The organism is Oceanobacillus halophilus, from assembly GCF_003628505.1.
Classification (GTDB): domain Bacteria; phylum Bacillota; class Bacilli; order Bacillales; family Amphibacillaceae; genus Oceanobacillus; species Oceanobacillus halophilus.
Genome location: NZ_RBZP01000003.1, coordinates 186,737 through 213,567 on the forward strand (window position 1 = coordinate 186,737; position 26,831 = coordinate 213,567).

General features: G+C 38.2%; 25 protein-coding genes. 11 read left to right on the forward strand and 14 right to left on the reverse strand.

Features of this window, described 5'->3' with window-relative positions; all coding sequences use genetic code 11:
* Positions 1–34: 34 nt before the first annotated feature.
* On the reverse strand, positions 35–424 hold the full coding sequence (locus D8M06_RS07225) for a (deoxy)nucleoside triphosphate pyrophosphohydrolase (RefSeq protein WP_121203736.1): 390 nt from the start codon (positions 422–424) through the stop codon (positions 35–37).
* 213 nt (positions 425–637) lie between these two features.
* Here D8M06_RS07225 and D8M06_RS07230 point away from each other — a divergent pair, with 213 nt between their 5' ends.
* From D8M06_RS07230 to D8M06_RS07250, 5 genes are all read left to right on the forward strand, one after another.
* A complete protein-coding gene (locus tag D8M06_RS07230) occupies positions 638–1,753 on the forward strand; it encodes a DUF4145 domain-containing protein (protein ID WP_121203737.1) in 1,116 nt (371 codons plus the stop codon).
* A gap of 114 nt (positions 1,754–1,867) precedes the next feature.
* Positions 1,868–2,209 (forward strand): hypothetical protein, encoded by a 342-nt coding sequence (locus D8M06_RS07235; protein WP_121203738.1) that lies wholly within the window; start codon positions 1,868–1,870, stop codon positions 2,207–2,209.
* Positions 2,210–2,327: 118 nt separating this feature from the next.
* Positions 2,328–2,660, forward strand: a complete 333-nt coding sequence (locus tag D8M06_RS07240; RefSeq protein WP_194074620.1) for a hypothetical protein — start codon at positions 2,328–2,330, stop codon at positions 2,658–2,660.
* Positions 2,661–2,863: 203 nt separating this feature from the next.
* A complete protein-coding gene (locus tag D8M06_RS07245; RefSeq protein WP_241558894.1) occupies positions 2,864–3,979 on the forward strand; it encodes an Rpn family recombination-promoting nuclease/putative transposase in 1,116 nt (371 codons plus the stop codon).
* Positions 3,980–4,127: 148 nt separating this feature from the next.
* Positions 4,128–4,934: a VLRF1 family aeRF1-type release factor gene (locus D8M06_RS07250; protein ID WP_121203739.1), complete on the forward strand. Its 807-nt coding sequence runs from the start codon at positions 4,128–4,130 to the stop codon at positions 4,932–4,934.
* An 84-nt stretch (positions 4,935–5,018) separates the two neighbouring features.
* On the opposite strand, the gene trpB is transcribed toward D8M06_RS07250, so the two are convergent.
* From trpB to D8M06_RS07265, 3 genes are all read right to left on the reverse strand, one after another.
* Positions 5,019–6,188 carry a tryptophan synthase subunit beta gene (gene trpB / locus D8M06_RS07255; protein WP_121203740.1) on the reverse strand — a complete coding sequence of 390 codons (1,170 nt, stop codon included), beginning with the start codon at positions 6,186–6,188 and terminating at the stop codon, positions 5,019–5,021.
* A 279-nt stretch (positions 6,189–6,467) separates the two neighbouring features.
* Complete coding sequence (locus D8M06_RS07260) at positions 6,468–7,610, reverse strand: CAP domain-containing protein (RefSeq protein WP_121203741.1); 1,143 nt, start codon at positions 7,608–7,610, stop codon at positions 6,468–6,470.
* A gap of 222 nt (positions 7,611–7,832) precedes the next feature.
* Positions 7,833–8,774 carry a nucleoside hydrolase gene (locus tag D8M06_RS07265; protein ID WP_121203742.1) on the reverse strand — a complete coding sequence of 314 codons (942 nt, stop codon included), beginning with the start codon at positions 8,772–8,774 and terminating at the stop codon, positions 7,833–7,835.
* A gap of 300 nt (positions 8,775–9,074) precedes the next feature.
* Here D8M06_RS07265 and D8M06_RS07270 point away from each other — a divergent pair, with 300 nt between their 5' ends.
* The 4 genes from D8M06_RS07270 to D8M06_RS07285 all read left to right on the forward strand — a co-directional run bounded on the left by D8M06_RS07270 (position 9,075) and on the right by D8M06_RS07285 (position 14,272).
* Positions 9,075–9,932 (forward strand): TetR/AcrR family transcriptional regulator, encoded by an 858-nt coding sequence (locus D8M06_RS07270; RefSeq protein ID WP_121203743.1) that lies wholly within the window; start codon positions 9,075–9,077, stop codon positions 9,930–9,932.
* A gap of 49 nt (positions 9,933–9,981) precedes the next feature.
* On the forward strand, positions 9,982–11,439 hold the full coding sequence (locus D8M06_RS07275) for a DHA2 family efflux MFS transporter permease subunit (RefSeq protein ID WP_121203744.1): 1,458 nt from the start codon (positions 9,982–9,984) through the stop codon (positions 11,437–11,439).
* A 274-nt stretch (positions 11,440–11,713) separates the two neighbouring features.
* Complete coding sequence (locus tag D8M06_RS07280) at positions 11,714–12,625, forward strand: AEC family transporter (RefSeq protein WP_121203745.1); 912 nt, start codon at positions 11,714–11,716, stop codon at positions 12,623–12,625.
* A 207-nt stretch (positions 12,626–12,832) separates the two neighbouring features.
* Entirely contained in the window at positions 12,833–14,272 is a 1,440-nt protein-coding gene (locus D8M06_RS07285; protein WP_241558895.1) for an amidase, read from the forward strand.
* A gap of 66 nt (positions 14,273–14,338) precedes the next feature.
* On the opposite strand, the gene D8M06_RS07290 is transcribed toward D8M06_RS07285, so the two are convergent.
* From D8M06_RS07290 to D8M06_RS07305, 4 genes are all read right to left on the reverse strand, one after another.
* Positions 14,339–16,732, reverse strand: a complete 2,394-nt coding sequence (locus D8M06_RS07290; protein WP_277749469.1) for a phosphoketolase family protein — start codon at positions 16,730–16,732, stop codon at positions 14,339–14,341.
* A 427-nt stretch (positions 16,733–17,159) separates the two neighbouring features.
* Positions 17,160–17,606 carry a CBS domain-containing protein gene (locus D8M06_RS07295; RefSeq protein WP_121203746.1) on the reverse strand — a complete coding sequence of 149 codons (447 nt, stop codon included), beginning with the start codon at positions 17,604–17,606 and terminating at the stop codon, positions 17,160–17,162.
* A 76-nt stretch (positions 17,607–17,682) separates the two neighbouring features.
* Positions 17,683–18,855, reverse strand: a complete 1,173-nt coding sequence (locus tag D8M06_RS07300) for an aminotransferase (RefSeq protein ID WP_121203747.1) — start codon at positions 18,853–18,855, stop codon at positions 17,683–17,685.
* On the reverse strand, positions 18,852–19,355 hold the full coding sequence (locus tag D8M06_RS07305) for an Lrp/AsnC family transcriptional regulator (RefSeq protein WP_194074621.1): 504 nt from the start codon (positions 19,353–19,355) through the stop codon (positions 18,852–18,854). The genes D8M06_RS07300 and D8M06_RS07305 overlap by 4 nt, the downstream gene beginning before the upstream one ends.
* A gap of 194 nt (positions 19,356–19,549) precedes the next feature.
* On the opposite strand from D8M06_RS07305, the gene D8M06_RS07310 reads away from it, so the two are divergent.
* Together D8M06_RS07310 and D8M06_RS07315 are read left to right on the forward strand one after the other, a co-directional pair.
* Positions 19,550–19,873, forward strand: a complete 324-nt coding sequence (locus D8M06_RS07310; protein ID WP_121203749.1) for a hypothetical protein — start codon at positions 19,550–19,552, stop codon at positions 19,871–19,873.
* Positions 19,874–19,941: 68 nt separating this feature from the next.
* Positions 19,942–20,265 carry a hypothetical protein gene (locus D8M06_RS07315; protein WP_121203750.1) on the forward strand — a complete coding sequence of 108 codons (324 nt, stop codon included), beginning with the start codon at positions 19,942–19,944 and terminating at the stop codon, positions 20,263–20,265.
* A gap of 358 nt (positions 20,266–20,623) precedes the next feature.
* Here D8M06_RS07315 and D8M06_RS07320 read toward each other — a convergent pair whose 3' ends face one another.
* The 6 genes from D8M06_RS07320 to D8M06_RS07345 all read right to left on the reverse strand — a co-directional run bounded on the left by D8M06_RS07320 (position 20,624) and on the right by D8M06_RS07345 (position 26,777).
* The gene (locus D8M06_RS07320) at positions 20,624–22,393 is read right to left on the reverse strand and encodes a SulP family inorganic anion transporter (protein WP_121203751.1); all 1,770 of its coding nucleotides are present in this window, start codon (positions 22,391–22,393) and stop codon (positions 20,624–20,626) included.
* Between the two features lie 413 nt (positions 22,394–22,806).
* On the reverse strand, positions 22,807–23,133 hold the full coding sequence (locus D8M06_RS07325; protein WP_121203752.1) for an ArsR/SmtB family transcription factor: 327 nt from the start codon (positions 23,131–23,133) through the stop codon (positions 22,807–22,809).
* Positions 23,134–23,290: 157 nt separating this feature from the next.
* A complete protein-coding gene (gene opuFB / locus D8M06_RS07330; protein WP_121203753.1) occupies positions 23,291–24,805 on the reverse strand; it encodes an osmoprotectant update ABC transporter permease/substrate-binding subunit OpuFB in 1,515 nt (504 codons plus the stop codon).
* Positions 24,798–25,760 carry an ABC transporter ATP-binding protein gene (locus D8M06_RS07335; protein ID WP_121203754.1) on the reverse strand — a complete coding sequence of 321 codons (963 nt, stop codon included), beginning with the start codon at positions 25,758–25,760 and terminating at the stop codon, positions 24,798–24,800. The genes opuFB and D8M06_RS07335 overlap by 8 nt, the downstream gene beginning before the upstream one ends.
* A gap of 320 nt (positions 25,761–26,080) precedes the next feature.
* Positions 26,081–26,359, reverse strand: coding sequence for a YwqI/YxiC family protein (locus tag D8M06_RS07340; RefSeq protein ID WP_121203755.1), 279 nt, complete (start codon positions 26,357–26,359; stop codon positions 26,081–26,083).
* Positions 26,352–26,777 carry a YwqH-like family protein gene (locus D8M06_RS07345; RefSeq protein WP_121203756.1) on the reverse strand — a complete coding sequence of 142 codons (426 nt, stop codon included), beginning with the start codon at positions 26,775–26,777 and terminating at the stop codon, positions 26,352–26,354. The genes D8M06_RS07340 and D8M06_RS07345 overlap by 8 nt, the downstream gene beginning before the upstream one ends.
* Positions 26,778–26,831 lie beyond the last annotated feature (54 nt).

The window sequence follows — 26,831 nt, forward strand, 5'->3', positions numbered from 1 at the left end:
CGCCTTGTTAGGTTTGCATGACTCTTATACTATTTCAAGTCCCTATTAGTTTTGTAATTGTCGGAATGTCGGCAGGAGCCCAATCTAGCGATAAAATTTCCTCACGTTCTAGCCATTTTATTTGAATATGTTCAGTTAACTCTGGTTTTCCCGCTATAAGTTTACAATAATAAGTGGATAAATGAACCATACCAAATTCATACTCATGTACTGTATGTTCGACTCTTTCTCCAACTTCTACCTTACATTTCATTTCTTCTTCTATTTCTCGTGTTAGTGCTTCTTGTGGATCCTCCCCTTGTTCAATTTTTCCACCTGGAAATTCCCACTTATATGGCAATGTTTTATCAGGCCCGCGTTGTGCACATAATATTTTATTTTTCTCAATAATTACTGCTCCCACTACATTAATGTCTTTTTTCATTGTCTCCTCCAAATTATTAAGATTTGTTTAATTTATCTATTATTATAGCTTAATCTATAAGCATACATAACCTATTCTGAAAAAATAGATAATCAAAAGGGCTATTTTATTATGATGTTAGTAAAAGGAAATTATTTCTATAAACATTTTAACAGGGCAGCATGCTTAATTATGATAAAATAAACCCCTACATAATTTTTAGGAGAATCCAACATGCAATCACAACCCTATTTCTACCAATTTCTAAAACCCATATCAAAAGAACTAGCTCTATTAGCCAGAGAATTAGAGTTTAGTATTTACACGAGTCCACGTACTATGCTCACGCATGCGCGTGTTTTTATAGAGAACATCTTACAGCACGTGATTTTTCTGGAAAAACTATCAATTGATGACCGTGCGAAATTAAAAATGCAAATTGATTTATTGGATAAGAATGAATTGCTGGATTCAGAGATTCTGGATTCCCTTCATTTTGTCCGTCAGTTAGGAAATCAAGCTGCACATGATACTAGAGTTTTCCGGTATTCGGAAGCATTATTATCTTGGGAAGCTGTCTACAAAATTGTGAAATGGTATGTAGAAGTTTACGGACCAGTGGAGTTAAAGGTGCCGGAGTATCAAGACCCTAGACATCAGGAGTCTGTGTCCTATGATATTACGGAGGTACAGGAACGATTGAGATTACTAGAGGAATTGCTTATTACCTCGATAAAAGGTCAGCCAGTAGAAGCAGAAACAGCAGCAACGACAGAAGCAGCAGAATCTCTGACTGAAGAACCCGTGCAACCGGGATTTACATCCATCCGGAAGTTAACATATAAAGGCGATACATTGGATGTTCCACATTTTCTTAGAGATGCTTTCTTGTTACCACAGCGATTTGGTAAATCAGAAACTTTCTTAATCCGACTTGGAGCTAATCAACAAGCACGGATTATGAGTGAATTGCCTAATAACCTGGAAAACTTGCATAAACATGTTAAGCGATATAACGAAAAGAATGATGAAAACCTGTTTAACGAACTAAGAGTGTTTATCGAGGAAGAAAAGGCACGTAGAAAAATAGTTCTCGATCGACCAGGTGAGTTATTTTTATTCTATAAATCGAATTATATTATTGTAACCGAAGAACTTTCCAACGTCGTGATAACATCAGAGATATTTTCAGGAATTCCTAGTCTGATACGGCAATTGAAAGCAGACCAAATAGAAACAGTCGGACAATTACCGAAAGAATTGGTAATTATCGCAAAATATGAAAACGTCGGTGTTGGAACTGTTGAGAAGTTGTTTGATCAATTGAAGAGGATGCAAGGGGAAGTATAATAAGTTACCACTTCCCTTTCTTTGTATCTGGAACATATGTAAAAAAGATTCATTAGGTCGGAGTAATTATGCTAATATTGATTTAAGTAAAGTAATTTAATGGAGGTGTAGTTGTTGGATTATAACCAGAGGGATCATTATTATATAGCCCACAACGCTGAAGAACTGCTTTGTGCGTTAATAACTAAAGAAGATTATATTATCATTCATGAAAATTTCAAAAAAGAATTCGAGGAAAACACGCAACTGCCAGTTACAGAAACAGAAGAAATGGCATTTCAACTAGGATCTCGTGGGTGGGCAGGGATTTTGGGAGAACTATTCTTTCATATTATTAATTTTTTCAGCAAAGGAACGAAACAACAGAAGAAAATTGACAGCAGGATCCGCAAATACAATCTTAAACAAGTAAATGATAAAGAAATTCTATTGTATTTACGTCAGTTGAATTATTAAAATAGGAAGTGTAAAAAGGGATGAAAAGTATCTCTATTTTTCTTTTTATATAAATGGGATAGGTATCATTAATGCTAAATCTGTATCATCTCCAAAACATAAGCAGGCAAGGGGATCCGTGCCAATTCCAGGACCAGTTCCGGGACTAATTCCAGGACCAGTTCCGGGACTAATTCCAGGACCAGTTCCGGGACTAATTCCAGGACCGGTTCCGGGACTAATTCCAGGACCAGTTCCGGGACTAATTCCAGGACCAGTTCCGGGACTAATTCTAGGACCAGTTCCGGGACTAATTCTAGGACCAGTTCCGGGACTAATTCTAGGACCAGTCCCAGGACTAATTCCAGGACCAATTCTTTTTTACCTGTGTTTGTATATTATATATAATTACTTAAAAGAAGAAGAAGAAGAAGAAGAAGAAGAAGAGGAGGAGGGCCAGCAAAAATTTTAAAAATAATCCCACCTTACTTGGATTGTTTTCGAATGTATGAGTGAGGGAGGAAAATAAGGCTAGAAGATGAAAATCGTTGAATAACTGAAAAAATTGTTACACACTTTCAGGAACGCTTGTTCGTTTGTTTTGTTTCTGATATACTGAAAACAGTAGAAACTCATCTCCGTAAGTCCTCATATTCTAAAGGGATGTGTGTAAACATGCTATTAAGCCAACTACAGAATTATACCTCAAATACAACTTCATTTTTCATCACAAGAGAAGAACCCACAGATTATTCGGATCAAAACATGGAGCAAGATAATAATAGGAGAACAAAGCTGCTGAAGCGAATTCCACTGGAACGTTTGATGGATTTAAAAGTGGATTATGCTTTTAAGCAATTGTTTGGAAATGAAAAGAATAAAGAAATAACCGTTGTGTTTTTAAATGCTATTTTACAAAGAACAGGAAGAGACAGGATAAAAGATATTTCCTTTCAAAATGTAGAATCTGGAGGGGAATATGCGGATGATAAACAATCTAGGTTAGATTTGTTAGTTGTTACGAATGCAGATGAATGGATTAATGTGGAGATTCAGTTTACTAATCAGTATGACATGGTTAAACGATCTATTTATTATTGGTCTGGAGTATATCGACAGCCACTACAAAAGTCCATGTCATATAAAGAATTAAGGCCAGTTATCGCGATAAACATTCTAAACTTTAACCTGTTTCAGGAAACGAAAAAATTTCACACGACATACCATTTGTATGAAGATGAAGAAAATTTCCGCCTAACAAATGTAATGGAATTTCACTTCATAGAAATGGAAAAGCTAATAAAGGATTGGAAAGAAGATCGATTAGATCCATGGAATAACGTACTAGCCAGGTGGTTATTAATGCTTGGGATGGTTGATCATAGAAACCGGAAAATCTATCATGATATTTATAAGGAATTGGAGGAGATTTCCATGAAGGATAAATCCTTGAAAGATGCTTTTCAAAATTGGGAAGAACTAAGTATGACGCAAGAACAATATTTAGCATATGAATCTCGTTTGAAACGTGTGATGGATGAAGAAGCTGCAAAGCGTGAAGCCGAACTCCGTGCACAGGAAGCGGAAAAGGAAGGTAAAGAAAAGGGCATGAAAGAAGGCATGAAAGAAGGCATGAAACAAGGCATGAAACAAGGCATGAAAGAAGGGGAAAAGGAAGCAAAAGAGGAAATCGCCCGAAAGTTATTAACCAATGGAATGAATGTTGAATTTGTTATAGAGGTCACAGGTCTGACGAAAGAGAGGGTTTTGGAGATTCAGAGTGAATTGTAAAAAGTTTCAACACTATCATCCCTGCTGATATCATCGTTTACTCAACATATAGTAAACTTGATTCCCTCGTAGGAAGTTTAACTATCGTTTTTAACGGATAGTGAATAAGTAGAAAGCTAATAGTTTCTACGAAGGGAGTAGTTTTTGTATGAGAAATATCAAGAAAGAAATGAAAAAGTTAGCGAGTGTGTACGTGGAAAAGCCTCATCGTGTGTTTAGTATGTATTTGAATACCGATCCATCTGATCCAGACCAACAAGGTAGAGAGTGGAAAATTCACTTAAAAAATGGATTAAATAGTTTTGAAAATTACTTGAAGGAAGATGGAAATAGAGAAGAAAAACGTAATTTTAAAATGGTTAGAGAGATGGTAGAAAATTATATACGTGAACATGAACTTAATCTATCGAAGAGTATTGTAATTTTTGCCACTGCAGATCAGAAAGTATGGTTTGCTGAGCGATTTCAAATGCCTGTAGTAACTGAGTTTTCCTGGGAAGAAACAGCAAAGATAGACCAATTGAAAAAGATGTATCACCAGTTTCCTAAAACAGGTATTATTCTGACACAAAAAGAATCTATTAAAGTGATGGATGCAGAACTTGGAACATTAAAAGATACGAATGTATTTGAACTGGATCTTGATACGGAAGACTGGAAGGAACATACGGGCCCAAGTCATAACCAGTTATCAATGGGTTCGGGGGGAAGAAGTACGAAACAAGATGAGTTTCAGGAAAGGTTTGAAGCGAATCGTTATCGCTGGTATAAGCGTGTAGCGCCTAAACTGGATAAACTGGCGAAGGACAAGCAATGGGAGAGTATTTATCTTGTTGGCGATAAGCAGGAGGCTGAAGACCTCAAGAGTCATATGAATAAAGTTATCACTGATATAATCAATAAAAACATGCTGGATCATGAAGAAAAGCAAGTGATAGATACGGTGATGGCGTGATATTGTGGGTTTAATGATTTCATAAATGTGGGGTTTGAAAAAGAGAGCAGGGTGAGTTTACATCCCTGCTCTAACTTAATTTCCTTATTTAGCTATCATATCATATACCTGATTAACATCCTTATCGCCTCGGCCAGAAAGGTTCACGATAATAATGTCATCTTTGTGTAGCTCTTTAGCAAGTTTTACTGCATGTGCAACAGCATGGGAGCTTTCTAATGCTGGAATAATACCTTCCACTTTGGATAGTTCTTGGAATGCTTCCAATGCTTCTTCTCCAGTTGCTGTCACATATTCACCTCTGCCAGTAGAATGAAGGTAGCTGTGCTCTGGACCAACTCCTTGGTAATCCAGACCTGCAGCAATAGAATTCGTAGGTTTTGGTTCGCCGTTTTCATCAAACAATGTAAGTGATTTATAGCCGTGGAAAACCGCAGGAACACCTTCCGAAATGGACGGTGCTTCAGCAGGTTCAACCCCAATTAATCGAACTTCTTCATCCTCTAGGTAATTGGCAAAAGCTCCGATAGCATTGCTTCCACCGCCTGCACAGGCAACGATAGCTGTTGGTAATTTTCCTTCTTTCTCTAGTATCTGTCTTTTTGATTCTTCACTGATAACGGATTGAAAATGTTTGACCATTTCAGGATATGGGTATGGTCCAACAGCGGAACCAATTAAATAAAACGTATCCTCATGGTTTTTGACCAGGTCTTCAAATGCTTCGTCCACAGCTTCTTTCAAGCGGCCTCGACCTTTATCCACAGCAACCACTTCTGCTCCTAGTAACTGCATACGAAATACATTCAAAGCTTGCCTTTCCGTATCTAATTTACCCATATAAATGGTGTAAGGTAAGCCAACCATCGCGCTTGCCGTGGCAGTAGCAACCCCATGCTGACCTGCGCCTGTTTCCGCGATAATTCGTTTCGCACCGATTCGTTTTGCAAGAAGAATTTGTCCAAGGGCATTATTAATCTTGTGTGCTCCTGTGTGGTTTAAATCTTCTCGTTTCAAGTAAATTTTCGCTCCGCCTATTTTATCAGTAAGGTTTTTTGCGAAAGTGAGGGGATTTTCCCGACCTACATATTCTTTTAAGTAATAACGATATTCTTTCAAAAATGCAGGGTCATCTTTAAAATTATGAAACTGTTCTCCGATGTTATCTAAAATTCCCTTTAGATCATCCGGAACAAAACTCCCTCCAAACTCTCCAAAATACCCTTTCTCAGCTACACTCTCTCTGCTACTCATACTAACCTCAGCTCCTAAACTAGTAATTACTTACATGTACATATTATAAAGGAAAAAAAAGAAAAATTTAATAAGTTTTGTGAATTTAGTAAAGGAAATCTTGAGCCTACCTGTTGGTGCCTGTCACTTCCCGGAATATGGCGGATTTTGTCGAAGTTGTTTTTTATGAGCTACGGGCTACGGAAAGTAATTTAAAAGGAACACCAAGAATGTCAGTGGTGTTCCTTTGTTGAAAATATTTATTGTGTGTAGTGCCCCAATGGAAATCATACCTAGTCATTATTTTTTCAAAAAGTTCTCTGTATAAAATGGTTGTGCATCTTCATTAAACGCTACTCCAACAGCAAGACCATCAAATTCATTCTTTAAAATGTTTTCCCGATGACCGAGGGAATTCATTAGTCCTTCGTGTGCAAAAATACTGCTCGGCTGACCAGCAGCAAGGTTTTCTCCTGCCATTCGGAAGACAATGTCATCTTCTTCCATTCGGTCAAAGGGGGATTGGCCTTCGAGATTGGTGTGGCCAAAGTAATTATTGTCTGCCATGTCTGCACTATGGTCACGAGCTGTTTCTCGCAGTCCTTCCTCCCAAGATAAGACGGAGAGACCGTGATGGACCCTTGCTGCATTTGTAAGATCGAATAACTGATATTCAAACCCCTCTTTTAAATCTCCTTTTGGATCTGCAAAGTATTTATCCTTTTGCTTTTCCAATTCCCCACTAATGATTTGTACAGCTGTAATTGTACTGTTTTCGTGCTTATCATAAAAGATCGTCACATAATTATTATCAATGAGAAACATATTATATTCATCTGTGTCCTGAATCTGGTAGTTTACAAACCCTTTTCGTATTGCTTTTAGAGGCTCATCAAACGTGGATAAAACGGTATCTCTGGTATCATTTTCAAAAATAATACCATCTGTAGACGAGAGCAAATCTTGATTAGTGTATAACCCAACAACCTGATCATGCTCATCGTATGCTGCCATAAAGAAGTTTTGATAATTTTCATGATAAGAAACCCAATCAACTCCGTATTCATTTAAAGTTGATCGCTTCGGTTCACCTGCTTGTTCTTCAACATTAGAACGGTTATCACCAATTTCGATATTATGAATGGAAAAAGATTGATCAGATGGAGCCTTTAGTTGTGGTTTCTCCGTTGCTGGCTCATTTGAATCTTCGTTTTCAGACCTTTCAGATTGAAAGTCTCTTAACTTACCCATCAATAATTGAAAATCTTGTTTTAATGTATCTACTGCCGCTATTACTTGCGGATTTTCTTTTATTTCATTCACATCTGTTCGCATTTCTTGGAAAACACCCTGAACACCAGTCTGTTCAAAAGTATCTCCGTAAAAATGCCAAAGTGCAAAAGCAATAAGTAATAAAACCAGCATATTCCTTATCTTTCGCATCATCTCACACCCTGTCGATTATCTATCTCATCATTGTAGCAAGTATTCCCAAGATGAACAAATCTGATAAGCATCAACAGGAACACAAACTAATCACCAAACAATTCGACAAAGACCAACAAATTCCGGGTGGTGACAGGCACCAGTCAAGAATTTCCTATTAAAGAACTTGCTCTACATAAGGTGTCTGGCGTTCGACAAACTTCGGGAAGTAACAGGCACCTAATTTCGTTGTCTAGACAACTCGGTTATATAATCAAAAAAGGCATCTCGTTTTACTTCGTACACGAGTTGAACAGGGCGTCCGTCTTCAGAAAGCTCGGTCTTTCCTTGACTTGGTCCGTGGGTATGGACCGTGCTTTTCACTTCTTTATTCATGACTAAGTCTTGATTTCCGATTGTAGCGGTTGTTAGTACGTCCCAGAGAAAGTAGGTGGAATTTGTTTGAAAATGTACGAGTGGAGGTACCATTGCATAGCATTGGCCGAGAAAATCTGTTCCGAGATCCGTTCTTTCTGCTGCCCATCTATTTCGAACATCCATGGTTAATGGCACCATATTGGTACTTTCCAATGCTACAAGATCGATAGGAATGCTACTATCCCATACCGTTTTAACAGCATCTGGGTCCCAAAAAGCATTCCATTCTGCTGTACCATCATGTTCGGGTTCTTCTACGTTACCTGTTTCTAGGAAGGTCCCACCCATCCAGGTTAATTTTTCGATGTTTTCCTCTATATCCGGTGCTTCTTCCAGTGCACGAGCCAAATCAGTCAATGGACCAATAAAGACCAATGTAACCTTTTCCGCACTATTCCTTATCGTTTGAATCAGGTGTTGGTGAGCAGGTAATTGGGATTCTTTTGTTTTGATTGGGAGGTGTTCATTTAAAATTGGTAAGGCATCAACAAAGAAAGCATGCATACGCCAATCTTTAGGAAATGGATTTTTTCCACGAGAGTTGGAACTAGCCACTTCCAGTTGATTTCCAAATCCAAAACGATCTATAATTTTTCGGCTAGCTGATACTGCAGGCTCTAAATAACAATCAGCAGGAATGACACCTACACCGATTAACTCAGTATCTTTCATTTGTAAAAGCAGAAATAAGGAAACGAGATCATCCACTCCACCATCGTGATTTAAGTATACTTTTTTTGTCATTATGAGATTCTCCTTTAGTTTGTAGGTACTGAATTTTATGATAAAGAACGGATGATAGCAGGTCAAGGAAGAGGAGGGACGGTTCGACAAAATACGGGGAGTGACAGGCACCTCCCAGAAAAAAACGAATGCCTCATACCACTATTATCAAAGAGTCTGAGGTTCGACAAATTTCGGGGAGTGACAGGCACCTAATTTGTCTGGTGTGTGTGTCTTGACATTAGCTTTTCTACCAGTTAGTATTCATGTTATGACTTGTTGGTCATGATTGTTGACTGTTTGGTATGAGGGAGAGAATAAATGGGTAAAAGAATGGAATTAAAGGGAAGAGCAATTCAATTATTCTCCGAGAAGGGATTTCATCAAACATCGGTACAGGAGATTGCTGATGCTGTTGGGATTTCAAAAGGGGCATTTTATAAATACTTTGCATCAAAAGAAAACTTGCTTATCGAGATTTTAAAACAACACTATGAAAATATGATTAAGCAGGCAAATGCCATGAGCAATTTAGATGGGGTAACAAAAAAAGAAGTATTTATTAAGAAATTAAGCATGGAATTGGAACAGTGGATCAATAATCGAGACTTTTTTAATGTGTTGTTTAAGGATTTCCCTCCGAATAAGAACAAGGAAATATCTCGTATTATGCGCCAATTAAGATTATCCATGTTAGAAATACATAAGGATACTTTACTGGATACGTATGGAGAGGATATTAAACCTTTTTTAACAGATATCGTGATTATGCTAGAGGGAATTACAAAAGAATACCTTGTCACGATTATTCTTAAGAATAAACAGAAAGAAATGGATGTCAATAAATTGGCAACACTGATTGTTTCCAGTTTTGATGCGATCGTTCATTCACTGCCTCAAATGGAACCAGTTTTTTCAGATGCTAGTATTCCATCTACTAATCTTAAAGAAAGATTGCTCAATTGTCTAAGAATCATAGAAGAAAAAATAACAAAAGAAAACGTGGAAAAAGACAAGAGGTTAGACACGCTGCAGTTGCTGGAAGAAGAATTGCTGAAAGAAGAGCCAAAGACATTTTTAATCGAAGCACTTATAAACTATTTGAAACAAGAAAAAATGATAGAGGAAGAAGTGCTTATGCTCGAGCGTCTTTATACGCAATTTACTAGGAAGAAGTAGGTTTAAATTTATCACAATCTACTATGTTGAAAGAAGGTTGATCAATTATATGAGTGAGCATACAGCGGAACAAAAACCGGCCTATAATAAATGGGTAATTATGATTGTGTTATTATCCGGGGCCTTTGTAGCGATTCTAAATCAAACGCTTTTAGCTACAGCTTTACCGCATATTATGGCAGATTTGAAATTAGAATATAACGTTGCTCAATGGGTGCAATCCATTTTTATGTTGATAAATGGGATTATGATACCTATAACAGCTTTTCTGATTGGCCGATTTACAACGAGAAAACTATTTCTTACAGCATTGGGACTTTTTGCAGTTGGTACGCTAGTTTGTACATTTTCTCTGAACTTTACTTTCTTAATGCTTGGGAGAATTTTGCAAGCGGCTGGTGCAGGGATTATCATGCCGCTCATGCAAACAATCCTTTTCCTTATTTTCCCTGTAGAAAAACGGGGGACGGCAATGGGAATGTTTGGGCTGATTATTGCCTTTGCACCGGCGATTGGTCCAACTCTATCCGGTTATATGGTGGAAAACTATCCATGGAGAAGCTTATTTTACATTATTTTACCGATTGTCATAATAGATATAGTGGTTGCTTACTTTGTCCTTAAAAATGTGACGAAACAAACCTTCCCGAAACTGGATATGCTGTCGATTGTATTATCTACGTTAGGGTTCGGGGGATTACTATTTGGCTTTAGTATTGCTGGTGGGGAACAAGGGTGGTCCAATCCACAAGTGATCATTTCAATGGTAGTAGGGACCATCACTCTGACTTGGTTTATATTCCGACAGTTAAAACTCGAGGAACCTATCTTAGAATTTAGGATTTTTAAATATAAAATTTTCACCTTGTCTACCATTCTTGGGATGCTGATTTTTATTTCTATGATAGGATCGATGGTTATCCTGCCATTGCTGATGCAAGATATGTTGGGATTCACCGCATTGGAATCGGGATTAGCATTGTTGCCAGGAGCGATTACAATGGGACTGATGAATCCCATTACTGGCAGGTTATTTGACAAGTTTGGTGCTAGATGGCTATCTATTATCGGCCTTACTATCCTAGTTATTACCACATTCATGTTTGCGGTTCTTACACCAGATACCACTTTCGCATATATAGCCTCGTTGAATGCAGTTAGAATGCTGGGCATAGCGATGGTAATGATGCCAGTGACAACTGCTGGACTGAACCAGCTACCAATTGAAGTTATCTCGCATGGATCTGCGATGAACAATACCATGCGCCAAGTTTCTGGGGCGATGGGAACGGCCTTGATGGTTACGGTCATGTCGAATAGCACGATTCCTTCTGAAGGAGTACAAGGCATGGTCCATGGTGTGAACGTTGCTTTTATTATGTCTGGAATCTTTGCCCTTATCGGTCTTGTACTATCCTTTTTCATTAAAAACTCACGACCAGATTCCTTGGGGCCAACTGAACCAAAAATGGGCAACAGACCGATGAATCAACGAGCAAAAGCTTGACGCAGAGATAATGGATTACTTTTAGTAAAATGATTCAAACGGAAATGATAAAAAGGTCCTCCAATACAATTCTTTGGAGGACCTTTTTATAATTCGACAAAAACCGGGAAGTGCCAGGCACCGATGATAGGCACCGATGATATGTCACGGATAATCTAACACCAGTAACGGCAACCTTTTCCAAGTTCGACAAAATTCGGGGAGTGCCAGGCACCATCAAGCTATATTTATGATAAAATATTATTAAGTCATCATTAGAATAGGAGTATGTCTTTTGTCTGGTTTTAATGAACAGTTTCTTTATTCGATTATTATTATTGCATTAGGGTATGTGCTTAAACGTACCGGGCTAATTAAGGAGAGGGATGGGGAAGGGTTAGCGAGGATTATTTTTAATCTGACACTTCCTGCATTATTAATTGTTACGTTTAATGGAATGGTTATTGATTATTCGCTATTTTGGTTAATTATTATTGCCTTTGTTTTTGGTTTGGTCGCTGCGGTCATCGGAATAGTCATGTTCAGGAAACAGCAGCGGGATACGAAGGGAATGCTCGCAATGATGGTTCCCGGTTTTAATATTGGACTCTTTGCTTTTCCACTAGTTGAAGGATTATGGGGGAAAGAGGGTGTTCAGTATTTTAGCATGTTTGATGTTGGGAATGCGTTCATTGTATTTGGCGTAATTTATTTCATTGGAAGCTATTATTCTGGGGATGGTTTTCAAATTAATTTTCGAACCATCGTTAGCAAAATGTCTAATTCGGTTCCTTTCATGACATATATTGTGGTCCTGTCTATCAACTTATTGGGACTTCAATTCCCAAACGTTATTCTTCAAACAGCAGAGACAATCTCCGTTGCCAATATGCCGTTGTCTCTATTGTTATTAGGAATCTATTTGAATTTCGTGTTTGATAAGAAGTACCTCCAATTGATTTTTAAATACATGGCGGTTAAATATGTAACTGGAATCGTGGTTGGTATTGCGTTATTCCTCTGGCTTCCATTTGATGATATGTTTAAATTCACCGTGCTTATCGGACTGATCCTGCCGACGTCCATGTCGGTTGTTCCTTATGCGGTCGAGTTTAAGTATGATACACGGTTTGTCGGTACTGTCTCGAATATAACCATTCTTACTAGTTTTCTTTTGATTTGGCTCGTTGCTAATTTTATTGTTTAATAGCAGTGCGCGAAGACAACATGGCGGACTTTCTGTAGTCCACTAATTCTATTCATTATCACTAAAAAACAGTTCTGGTGCATTATTTTTTCGCAAATAATGCACCAGAACTGTTTTGTTGTTTAGAAATAGTAGGAGATAGAATTTATACCTTTAATAGTGTATCATATAATTGAAAGACTATTCTAAAAACAATGAGGTGATCGCTTGGTACATCCAATTCCTGTAAGCATCAGTGGAATTATAGATATGGATGCAACGACCTTGGCCGAGAAAATTCGCAAACAGGAGATTTCTTCCTACGAAGCAGTAACAACCTATATCGAACATATAAAAAAGATAAATCCACTACTAAATAGCCTGGTACAAGATAGATTTGAAGAAGCATTAAAAGAAGCCAAAATGACGGATGAAAAAATAAAAAATAATGAAACTCTAGGAAGACTTGCTGGTGTACCTATCACGATCAAAGATTCCTTTGATATAAAAGGAATGAGTACAACAGGTGGATTGATCCATCGAAAGGATTTAATCTCCAGAAAGGATGCTCAAGTGGTTGCGGATTTAAAAAAGGAAGGGGCCATTTTTTTAGGGAAAACCAATACCCCCGTTCTTTGCTTTTGCCAGGAAACAGATAATAAATTATATGGAAGAACGAATAATCCATGGGACACGACCAGAACAGCAGGAGGTTCAAGTGGTGGAGAAGGATCGCTTATTGCCGCCGGTGGTGCTGCGATTGGTATTGGCTCAGATATTGGTGGTTCCATTCGTTTTCCAAGCCATTTTAACGGTACGATTGGATTTAAAACTGGTAACAAACAAGTGTCGCAAACCGGTTCATTTCCATCGGTAGACCTGCCCCTTCAGGAACGAATGTTAGGAATTGGTGCGATTGCCAAATCGGTTCAGGACGCAGAATTAGTGAATCAAATTATTGCCAAAAATGTGCCAGTTGATAGAGAGATTTCCAGCTATGAAGTAGTTATCCCGATGGAACAATTGCGCTACCCTGCAAGGGAATCAACTCTCCATTCGCTTGAAAAGGTGAAACGAGTGCTTAGCAGTAGTTTTGCCGTTAAGGATGAAGAGCCGTCACACTATCATGAGGCGGCAGAGTTGTGGCAGTTGATTATGTCGATGGACGGAGCAAAAGGTGGGGCAGATATTGCATTTAACGGCAGACCTCATCATTTTTTTAAAGAGTATGTGAAGGAGCGTATGTTTCATCGTTCAGACTTGCATCACTACTATACATGGGCTGCATATGGTGCGAAACTGTTCCGGCCAAGCCCTAAGAAATCCAATGAACTGAAGATGATTATTAAAGATGGGGAAGAGGAAGTACTATCCTACTTAGAAAAGAAACTCCTCATTTTACCTGTGTACCATACAACAGCACTTCCGCACGGGGAAGTGTATAGTCAGATATTCTCCATTAGAAAAACCTATCAAAATTATATGCCATTTGTCGCGTATGCCAACACGTGGGGACTTCCTGCATTAACCATACCAGTTGCAGAAGATGAACAAGGACTGCCTGTTGGGATACAAATAATAAGCGCTAACGGAAATGAGGATGCTATTTTTCAAATTGGTAAAGTACTAGAAAAAGAAAGTAGAGGATACAAGCGAGCGATGCTATAGAAAAAAGACGGTTCCCGCTTATCCTCTTATAGACCGAGCGGGAACCGTCTCTAAATTACACAGAGATTATTTGGTTAATTCTTTCCATTCCCAGTTTTCTACTTCTGGTAAGTCTACACCTTCGTCACGGATGTATTGGTTATGTTTAGCAATCATGTCATCAATTTCCTGGACGATATGTGCATATTTGTCAGCGTCTGGTAAGTTTAGAACAGCTTCCTTCACTAAGTCAAAGCGGTCCATTTGGTTCAAGACACGCATATCAAATGCAGTGGTGATGTCACCATTTTCACGGTAGCCATGAACGTGCAGATTACGGTTGTTGCGATCAAAGAAGAAGTCTTTGATTAAGCCTTCATAACCGTGGAATGCGAACACTACTGGTTTGTCTTTTGTAAAGTATCTATCAAACTCATTATCCGATAATCCACGTGGGTCCAACTTCTGACTTCTGAGTCTTAATAAATCTACTACGTTGATGTAACGGATCTTCAATTCAGGTAATTTCTCATTTAATATCGAAATAGCTGCTAAGCTTTCAATCGTCGGTTCTGTGCCTGCAGATGCGAATACCACATCCGGTTCTGCACCTTGATCTGTGCTTGCCCAATCAATTATTTTCAAACCGTTATCCACTAATGTTTTTGCTTCAGAAGCAGTAAACCATTGATGACGTGGATGTTTGGATGAAACAATTAAGTTAATTTTTTGACGGTCATTTAGTACTTTGTCAAATACAGCTAACAAGGAGTTAGCATCAGCCGGCAAGTATTCCCGGATGAATTCAGGTTTTTTATCAGCTAAGTGACCTAATAAACCAGGATCTTGGTGTGTGTACCCGTTATGGTCTTGCTGGAATACGGTGGAAGTTGCAATCACATTAAGGGATGGGATATCTTCACGCCAAGATTGATCCGTTGCTTTACGTAACCATTTAAAGTGTTGGGTTAACATGGAATCAACCACACGCAAGAACGCTTCATAACTAGCAAAGAAACCATGACGTCCTGTTAAAACATATCCTTCCAATAAACCTTCTGCTTGGTGCTCCGATAATTGGGAGTCAATAATGCGGCCATCTGCTGCTAAAAATTCATCATTTGGTTCTTTAATACTATCCAACCATTGACGTTTCGTTGCCTCAAACACGGGAGCTAAACGGTTGGACATCGTTTCATCGGGTCCAAAGATACGGAAGTTGCGATTGTCTTCGTTTTGAATAACGACATCTTTTAAATATTGCGCTAAAACAAGCATATCTTGAGCAATGATTTTACCAGGTTCAGAATTATCTAGTGTATAATCACGGAAGTCAGGTTTGCGTAAATCTTTAATTAATCTTCCTGCATTCGTTACCGGATTCATGGCCATTCGTTTTTCGCCTTTAGGAGTGATTTCAGCGATTTCAGGTAAAAGTCGGCCGTTTTCATCGAATAATTCTTCAGGACGATAGCTCTTCAGCCATGAAGTTAATGCATCGGCATGTTCCATATGGTTGGCATCGACAGGAATTGGAACTTGGTGGGCACGGAATGAATTTTCATTTGGTACACCGCCCCATTCTTTTGGACCAGTCCATCCTTTAGGTTGACGGAAAATAATTAATGGCCAAACAGGACGTGTTGTGTCATTGTTTGCACGTGCATAATTCTGGATTTCCTTGATTTTTTCAATGGCAATATCCATTGCTTCAGACATATCTGCGTGCATTTTTTCCGGCTCTTCGCCTTCTACAAAGATTGGTTTCCAGCCCATTCCTTCGAAGTATAGATTTAATTCTGCATTCGTTTTACGTGAGAGAATAGTAGGGTTACTGATTTTGAATCCATTTAAGTCTAAAATTGGTAAAACAGCGCCATCTGTAATTGGGTTGATGAATCGATTGGAGTACCAGGAAGCGGCTAGTGGACCCGTTTCTGCTTCTCCATCCCCAACAACAACTGCAGAGATTAAATCCGGGTTATCTAAAATAGCACCAGCACCATGGGACAAGGAGTAGCCTAGTTCGCCACCTTCATGGATGGATCCTGGAGTTTCAGGAGCTGCGTGAGAAGCAACGCCACCTGGGAAAGAGAATTGCTTGAACAATCTTTTCATTCCGTCGATATCCTGCGTAATTTCTGGATAAATCTCTGTGTAACTTCCATCAAGATAGGAGTTAGATACCATCACTTGACCACCATGACCAGGGCCTTCAATATAAAACATATCTAAATTGTATTTATTGATGACACGGTTTAAATGGGCATATATAAAGTTTTGACCAGGGATTGTACCCCAGTGTCCAATGGGTTTTACTTTGACATCAGAAGACTTTAATGGTTCTTTTAATAGTGGATTATCTTTTAAATAAAGCTGGCCTACTGAAATATAATTGGTAGCACGCCAATATGCGTCTACTTTATCTAGATATTCCTTTGATGAGTAATCCAACTGTTTCTCTAAACCTACTTTAATCAATGAAAACACTCCTTTTTATTCGAAGACAATATTTTTCTTGATGTGAAATCTAAGATACTTCTAGCATAATACTTCGTGTGGAAAAAACAATAGATATTGTGAAATGTTCACAAAATAGATAAATTTGTTTAGCGTCTAAACAAATAGTGTAAACGCTTTAATAAGAAGGTTTATTCTGGTTTGTATTTGTTTGTGATAGGTTTTAATAGGATTTGTTTGTGAATTCATTATCATACTTTTTGATAGCTTTAAATTGGTGGAATGGAAAATGTCAAGGAACTTGTATCTATATAAATTATTTTAGGGATTACCTGACTAGTACTGAAAACACAGTCAAAGTTTCTCATAAATGTATTTGGATCACTCTTAAATCCCTTACCACATAAAAAAGGAACCATTCTCTTTCTAATGAAAGAGATAGTTCCAATCAATCAATTGCATGAAGTAATTTATCTGTTATTTTGCGGATGACATCACCGCGACTGATAATACCAACAATCTGATTCGCTTTATTGACTACAGGAAGCTTTTTAAAGTGGTGCTGTGATAATATCTTCAGTGCAGTTTCTAAACTATCATCTTCTTTTAGCGCAATTACATGTTTTTTCATGATGGTTTTTAATTCCAATTTACTCTTGTTGGGAATAATTTCTTCGATGTCTTCTTTATAGAACATTAAGTAAGAGCTGTATGTCTTTGGGTTAAGGTATCGCAATACATCCCCATCACTCACAATTCCTACTAATTGACTGTTTTCATTCTCAATTGGAAGTCCACCAATTTTATTTTTTGACAGTGTTTCTAATAATGTTTTAATTGTGTCGCTTTCATTTAATGTATAAACGTCTTTGATCATAAAGTCTTTTACCTTCATGCAGTCTCATCTCCTTATTCCTAGTTTACCTATGAAGGGAAGATGAAATCAATCCAGTATCCAACTAAAGACTCTATTAATTATTAAAATTGTCGATAAATCGCCCTATTCGCGTCATGGCTTCTTGCAGCTGTTCAATGGAAGTTGCATAAGAACATCGGATATATCCTTCGCCTGAGGATCCAAATGCACTTCCAGGGACTACTGCAACTTTTTCCTGCTCCAATAATTCCTGAGCAAATGCTTCAGAGGTGAGTCCAGTCCTTTGAATCGATGGGAACACATAGAATGCACCACCAGGAGTGTGGCAGTTTAAGCCGATTTTATTTAGGGATTGAACGGTAAAATTCCTTCTCCTCCAGTAATTCTGTCTCATCTTTTCAACATGATCTGAACTATTACGTAAAGCTTCAAGAGCACCTCTTTGCAGCATATGTGGGGCACACATAGTTGTATATTGATAGATTTTCACCATGAGGCTAATCATTTCCTTTGGTGCAGCAAGAAATCCTAGACGCCAACCGGTCATAGCAAACCCTTTGGAAAATCCATTAATTAAAATGGTTCGCTCATACATCCCCGGAATGCTCGCAAAACTGGTAAAATCCTGATCATACGTTAGCTCTGCATAGATTTCATCAGAAACAACCAAAAGATCATGCTTCTCTACAACTCTAGCAATTTCCGTCAGTTCACCTTTACTGAGGGCAGTGCCTGTTGGATTGTTAGGCGAACATAAAAGAATGGCCTTGGTTCGTTCGGTGATTGCTTCTTCTATTTGTTCCGGAGTCACCTTAAAACCATTTTCTGCCTTGGTTGCAATCTGAATCGGTACGCCTCCAGCCATCGTGACAAGAGCAGTATAGGAAACAAAGGCTGGTTCAACAATTAAAACTTCATCTCCTGGATTAAGGATTGCTCGAAATGCTAAGTCAAGAGACTGACTGGCCCCAACCGTAACAATCACCTGATTCTCAGGTTTATAGTCAACATGGAATCTGCGTGTTAAGTACCTAGAAATTTCCTGTCGTAATTCAAGTAAACCTGCATTCGCTGTATAGGAAGTGAACCCGTCCTGAAGCGCATCTATCGCATGCTCACGAATGTTCCACGGTGTAATAAAATCTGGTTCTCCGACACCTAAAGAAATGACGCCTTCCATACTTGCAGCCAAATCAAAGAACTTCCGTATGCCCGATGGTTCCAATTCTATTGCTGTTTTGGAAAGGTATTGCTGATAATCTATCATGGTGAAACCACCATTCTGCGGTCTTTGTCGTCGTCGCCTTCAATGATGACCCCGTCATGCTTGTATTTTTTTAGTATAAAATGAGTTGTAGTTGAGATAACCCCTTCTACAGTAGCCAACTTTTTGGATACAAATAAAGCAATCTCTTTCATCGTTTTTCCTGCTATTGTGACTGATAAATCATATGTACCAGACATTAAATAGAGCGACTCTACTTCTGGATAACGGTAAATTCGTTTCGCTACTTCATCAAAACCTACTCCACGCTGAGGGGTCACTTTGACATCGATCATTGCCTCAACCGTTTCTTTACCCTCAATTTTGTTCCAGTCAATAAGCGTTGGGTAACTTACAATAATTTTTTCCCGTTCTAGTTTCTTAATATGCTTTTGAACGGTTTCTTCCGTCATATTTAACTGCATGGCAATTAGTTCATTCGTTACTTGATGATTTTCTTCCAGAATTGCTAAAATTTGTAGCTCTTCCGTTGTCAGTTTCAATTTAAATCCTCCTTTGGCCATACTCTATACTAGAATAGCGGGCCATGTTTTCCTCAAAGGGTCCATCTAATTCTGAAAATTATATCACTAATGGAATTATTCGACAATATCCTTAGGAACATTTTCATAGCGAATCTTTATGTCGTACTATAAAATAATACGTAGCTGCATCATTCTTTTTATGAGGTGTTTGGATGAAAAATAAATCCTCACTACAAAATCAAATACTTAAATCAATCCCTGCCGATGAGAAAAGGGTATGGAATACATTGACAGCTTTACCACTTGAACAGAAGAAGTTCATATGGAAATTGATTAAAAACAGCAATAAAGAAGGACTTATCGTTTATAAGCAGGATATAAAACATCTTCATTACTTGCAATCGAAGGGGTTAATTTCGATTAACAGCCTATATAAATCCCGTTCTGGAGAAGTTAGCTTATTCGTACTAAGAGATGCACCATATCTTCAACGTATGTTGCGAAATATAGCTAGGAAAAAAGTAGGGTTTTCCTGAAGATGGAAAGCTGATAAAAGCAACAGAGTCAAAAAATAAAAACCAGCTATAAAAAAGGGGAGAAAAGTATGGATCGTATTATTTCCATTTTTGAGAAAAACCATTTTGAATTAACAAAGAAAACTGCTAAAGCGCTGGAGTTTCAAAATAAAAAGCTGGAGCAAGTTATCTACTTTATGACGGAAAGAACTGTTCTTACCATCGCGCTAAATCCTAACATTGTCGAGAACAAGGCTATATTAAAAGAAGATGGTATCTTACACAGTACGGCACTTACGCTCTTTCCTAAGAAAATGCATACCGGAGAAACCCCTATACCATATGGATGCACATTTAAATTCGACTCAGAGGAAGCGCTTGATTCCTTTTTGGACAGCTTTAATCGGATATGATAGAAAGTGGTAGAGCTATAAGTAAGTAGTTTAATTGTAAAAAGCCCGAACGGATGGAGCATAAACCAGCTGCAGAAAAATACTCAAACTTTCCGTGGCTGATAAATTCCTCTCATCTCGCAGGAGTCGACTTCCCACTGCTACAAATAACCATCTTTTTAGGTAGGTTTTCTTTGCACAGAATAACATGTAAAGAGCCGAAAGCACCAAATAGCCGAGTGTCTCTTTCCGTAGCGGTTGTAAAGTACTATTATGAATGAAATAATCCAGGAGTTTCTATCAACTATGCATTTAAAAAAGCAATAAAGAATACGAAAAAAGAGCCTAACGAAAAAGAACTGGGATTTCCCCAGTTCCACTATTTTCCAACAATTTCTAAATCTTTCTCTCGTACAATACTTTTACCGATTGTTCCTGATTGTGAGAGTGATTCACATTCATGAAATGCAAAATGTTTACAACCTAAACATTTATTGTGATTGATTTCCTGAAGAGCATAGGTAATGGCTTCTCCTGTTCGATCGAAAAAGTACTCTTCACCGATTTCCTTATACAAACCAGATAATTTCAACCGTTCTTTTAGTTCAGGCACAACACCTGAAACAAGTAATATCCCACCATTTTTCTTAAAGTGTTGGACAATATTTTGGAAATTTGCTTCTCCTGTAGCATCCATAAATGGGACTTTTCCCATTCGTAAAATCAGTACTTTTGGTTTATAGTGAATCGTCTCCATAACACGCTGTTCAAATACTTGTGCAGCACCAAAGAAAAGGGGCCCTTCAATCGTATAAATACTTATTTGCGGGCAATCATGAGCGTCATTAACCACATGAGACTGGACGGTTTGTTTTGATTGCGTGTGATCTGGAAGAACTTTGGATACAACCAATAGATTACTCATACGTTTTGCAAATAACACGAGAGCAAGGATTAATCCAATTAGTACAGCGGTTGTGATACTGGTAAATACAGTTAATAAGAAGGTCACCAGTAAAATTAGTGAATCTCCTGTTTTCATTTTTAGTAAATGAGCAAATTGTTTTCGCTCTGCCATATTCCAAGCCACAATCATTAATACAGGTGCCATGCTGGCTAACGGTATATGGGAAGCATATGGCGCAAAAATTAAGACCGTTAATAAGACGAAAACCCCATGTATAACACCAGACATTCGAGAAGTAGCACCAGATTTAATGTTGGTTGCGGTTCGTGCAATTGCCCCTGTAGCTGGAATACCACCAAATAAAGGGGTAACGATGTTAGCGATTCCTTGCCCCATGAGCTCACGGTTACTGTTATGCTTGCTATTGGTCATTCCATCAGCCACAACAGCAGATAATAACGACTCAATACCACCAAGTGCCGCAATTACAAATGCAGGTACAATTAGTCGCTGAATTCGTTCCCAAGTTATTTCTGGAAATTGAAAAGATGGAAGCTCGCTCGGAATATTCCCATAGGTCGTACTGATTGTTGCGATATGGTCTTTGAAAAAGATCATGGCAAAAACAGTGGATACGATTAGACCGATGATAGACCCTGGAACTTTCGGGAACAGCTTTGGTGTGATTAAAATGACAACAAGACAAACGAAAGCAGTTATTACACTATACAAGCTTGTGGTGTTCAAATGCAGAAAGATTTCTTTCATATTATCTAGAAATCTTTCATGTTTTTCGATATTGGATAATCCCAAAAAGTTTGCAATTTGCCCAGTGAAAATAATGACAGCAATCCCTGATGTAAATCCTATTGTAACAGGGCGTGGGATATACTTGATTAATGTTCCGATCTTAAAGAGTCCCATCAGACATAACATGATTCCTGCTAATAAACCCGCAAGTAAAAGATCTGCATAGCCATAGGTAATCACAATGCCAAGGAGAATTGGAACAAAAGCACCAGTAGGTCCGCCAATTTGGTATTTGGACCCTCCGAATACGGAAATCAAAATCCCGGCAATACAAGCAGTGTAAATTCCGTATTCTGGTTTAACACCTGAAGCAATAGCAAAAGCCATTGCAAGTGGAATGGCAATGATTCCGACAATGACTCCAGATAGTAAATCCTTTTGAAAATTCCCCAATGAATAACCATTAAACCTCTCTGTCAATAAACCTTTCATTCTGTATCTATTCCCTTTCTGTTCCTTATAGGATTGTTGATTCATTTACCTGCATTTTTAATTAAGTTGGAGTTGATAGAAACTCCTGATTTATTTAAATAAGAATAGTGTAGCTCTCGCTTACACTTATGGATGTTTTGTGCTGCCATTCGCTCCGGCAGAATACTTGCGGTTCGCGGGCACGGCTTCAGCCTCCTCGCGGAAAACCATAACTGCGCCTGCATCTACTAGTAACGCTTCGAAGTAGGCTCAGCAGCGCCCGCGGAAACCGTAGTGTATTTCCGTAGCGGGTATAGAGCAGTATTCAGAAACATATTTATTAAAAAAGAGCCATTGTTTAAAACGGTTACCCTTAAAGGCATTTCCTGGTAAATAGAAACCATAGTTTAGGAATAGCCCGATTTTCGTGGTGTTTATTCTTTTTCTATTTTTTCCAGCATAGAAAGGGTGTCGATTAAATGATTGTTAAATATTTCCCGTGCAGCTTCTAGTAATTTGATAATGGATGGATCACGTAATGAATAAATTACTCTTTTCCCATCCTTTGTTCCGACTACAATATTCTTTGCGCGCAAAACGCTCAGTTGCTGTGAAACAGCTGAACCATCTTTACCAAGAATACTTTGTATTTCATTTACACTTTTATCCCCCTCAGATAATAGTTCAAGAATCCGGATTCTGAGAGGATGGGATAAGGCTTTGAAAAAATCTGCTTTAAACTGTTGCATATCTGACCACAAGTTAATTTCACCTTCTTAATCTATACATATCTAAATATTTGAATATGTACTGAATTATACCCCATTTCTTTTTATTTGCAAGGGTTTTTAAAATTTTTTGAAAAGAGTAAAGGAAAGACACTCAAACCTTATGACAGGTTTCAAGTGCCTTCTCAACTTATTCTAGCAAACCTTCTATCTCCAAAAATTCTCTTGCCACTTCATTGGCGCTAAGTCCTTCAGCGTCCACTTTGTAGTTCATTTCTCGCATTTCGTCATCACTTATTTTTCCTCCGAGTTGATTTAAAGTATCAACGATTTCTGGATGTTTTTCTGCGGTTTCCTGTCTTAACAATGGAGCCCCTTGATATGGCGGGAATAATTGCTTATCATCTTCTAACACCGTCAAGCTATAGCGTTCTAATTCACTGTCAGTAGAATAAGCATCGATCACATTGATGTCGCCTTTTTCAATCGCAGCATAGCGAAGTTGTGGTTCCATTGTTGATAGATTTGGAAATTCCAAGTCATAGAGTTCTTGAATTCCAATGTATCCGTCTTCTCGGTCGGAAAATTCCAAGGTGAACCCAGCTTTTACTTCCTCTTCCAGCCCTTCTAAATCAGAGATGGTTTTTACTTGGTGTTCTTCTGCAAAATCCTGAGGGACGGCTAGGGCGTAGGTGTTGTTGAACTCCATTGGCTCCAGAAAGACAAGGTCAAATTGTTCCAAAAGACCTTCACTTGCTTGCTCATATACTTCTTGTCGGTCATTGCTTTCTGCAGTTTCCTTTAAAAACTCAGCAATAGCTGTTCCTGTAAACTCAGGGTAAATATCAATGCTTTTCGTTTCCAAAGCATTAAATAAGAAAGACGTTTTCCCAAGTCCAGGTTCTAACTCTACCTCTAAATCCGTTTCCTCTTCAATTAATAATTTGTACATATTAATAAGGATTTCTGGTTCTGAACCTAACTTTCCGCCGATCACAATGGTGTCATCTTCGCTTTTTATGAATGGTGCAACCATAATAACGATAGCGATGGCTGAAATGACACCAATTGTAATGAGGGACTGTTTGTAAGAAAGACCTTCCATTTTTCGGAGCAAAATATCAAAAATAATGGCGAGTAATGCTGCAGGTATGGCACCAAGAATAATCAATGCCGTATTGTTTCGGTCAATTCCAAGTAAAATAATATCCCCTAAGCCACCAGCACCAATTAACGCAGCGAGTGTTGCAGTACCAACGATAAGCACCATAGCTGTTCGAATTCCGGCCATAATAACCGGCATGGCTAGTGGCAATTCTACTTTTACCAAACGTTTTCTCGTATTCATCCCCATCGCCATCGCAGCTTCTGTAAGCGATGGATCAACTTCTTTAATTCCAGTATATGTATTACGGAGAATCGGCAGCAATGCATAAATGACCAAGGCGATAACCGCTGGTAACTTTCCAATTCCAAATAACGGAATGAACAATCCTAACAATGCCAAAGAAGGAATGGTCTGTAATACAGCGGTCACTCCAATAACAGCCTCAGCAAGTTTTTCCTTCTTTGTTAAGTAAATGCCGAGGGGGATGGCAATAAGTACAGCAAAGAAGAGGGCGATAAAAGAAATTTGGATATGTTCGAGAAGTGCATGAATAAGTTGGCCCTGCCGATTTTGAAATACTTCTAGAAAACTAGCCATTTACCGCACCTCTCTTTTCTAGATGTTCGAAGAAATACTGAATCATGGTTTGCCGGTTTACGATGCCGATGATTTCGTCATTTTTCTCAATACCAATCTGTTCATGGTTTGTTAGTGCTCGTAATAACTCCTCCAGAGATATATTCATTGTAACAGTGACTGAAGGTTGTTTAATTTTCTGATTTATTGGTTGAATAAATTCCTCTAAATTAAATGCTTTATTAATGGGTTGTGGCGCTAGGCCAACGAAGTTTTGGACAAAATCACTGGATGGATTTTGCTGAATTTCTTCTGGTGTTCCAAGCTGAATCATTTTTCCATCCTTCATTAGGCAGATTCTGTCTGCTAATTTAATGGCTTCCTGCATATCATGAGTGACAAAAACGATGGTTTTCTTTATGTTTTTTTGCAAGGCAATCATGTCATCCTGCAGTTTTTCCCGACTAATTGGATCGAGTGCGCTAAAGGGCTCGTCCATTAAAATAATATCAGGGTCAGCTGCTAACGCACGAACCACGCCAATTCTCTGCTGTTCTCCACCAGAAAGTTCACTTGGCTTTCTGTCACGATAGGTTTCAGGGTCTAAGCCAACCATCTCCAGAAGTTCAGTTACACGATGCTTTATTTTTTCCTGGCTCCATTTCTTTAGTTCCGGGACAATCGCAATATTTTCCTCAATTGTCATATGCGGAAATAGCGCGATTTGCTGGAGGACATAACCGATATTCCAGCGCAATTCATGAATGTTATAGTCGCTAATTTTTTTTCCATCAATATAAATCGTTCCATCGGATATAGGAATGAGACGGTTCATCATTTTTAAAGTGGTTGTTTTTCCGCAGCCACTTGGTCCAATAAGAACAAAAAATTCCCCTTGTTGAACTTCGAAGTTTATTGAATCAACGGCCATGGTACCATCTTCGTAAGTTTTTGTAACATTTTCTAGTTTGATCATGAAAGAAATACTCCTTATTATCGTTTTAAGAACGGAATGCTTCTGGTTCCATTATAAATTACTATAATCGCACCTTGAAATGATTTGATGTGAATATAAGAAATTAAATTTATTTGATTGGAAAAAGGGGATGTATCTCACTTATTATTTTTAAAATAAGTGAAAGTGATAGAATATTCTGTCTTTATTTGAAACAAAAATAAAAAGTGCTGCTCATGCAACACTTTAACGTAAAACTTCCTGAATTTGCACTTGTGCGTTCGTAATCCGTAGAATACGTCCATCTTTAGTTACATGACTGTCCATTCAGTTCCGTTTGATTATCTTAATTGCCGAATAGAAGAAGTGATCCTTTCATCTGTCTGTTTTAATGTCTCTACGGATTTACTTGTAGATTCAATATTTTGTAATAGCAAGGCTTGGTATGTGGCTAAAATAGTTTCATAGTTTTGTCTAATCTCATTCAGCTTATCTACCATATCAAGCTGGTTCTGGCCTTGAATCTCCTTAGCAAAGGAGGTTTCTAAGGCAGTGGTGGAAGCCCTCAATTCAGAAAGAGCCTTTTCTACAGCAGACTGAACGACTTTAATTTCACTCACTTCTTGATAACTCCTCTCGTCTTTGATCATATAAAGAATGCAATCTGGAATTGTGAGAAGCAATTCCTGATTGTAAACTCTCAATCTCTGCTCTAATCTCTGATATCTTATCTTCTAGCTGGGAGATGGTATTGGCCAACTGTTCATTTGGCAATGTTAAGTAACTTACTTGTAATTCACTTTGTCGATAGGTATCAAAGTTGTTAGCCAACTGACCATGCCAGGAGTTTGCCATTAATTCTGGTTTTAAACACAAATCTTTTTGGTTGATAAACTCACTTTTGCAATTGGATAATTGTGTGCTAGCTGTATTTAGACGCTGTAAATCGTTTCTTTTTTGTTCCAGACGCTGATTCATGACGTGAATGGAATAATGGATTGAATTGATTTGACTGTTGATAAAAAACAAGGAAGCCATGCGAAAATCACCCCGAACATTTCATTTAAATACATTTAATGGTTTAGGAAAATA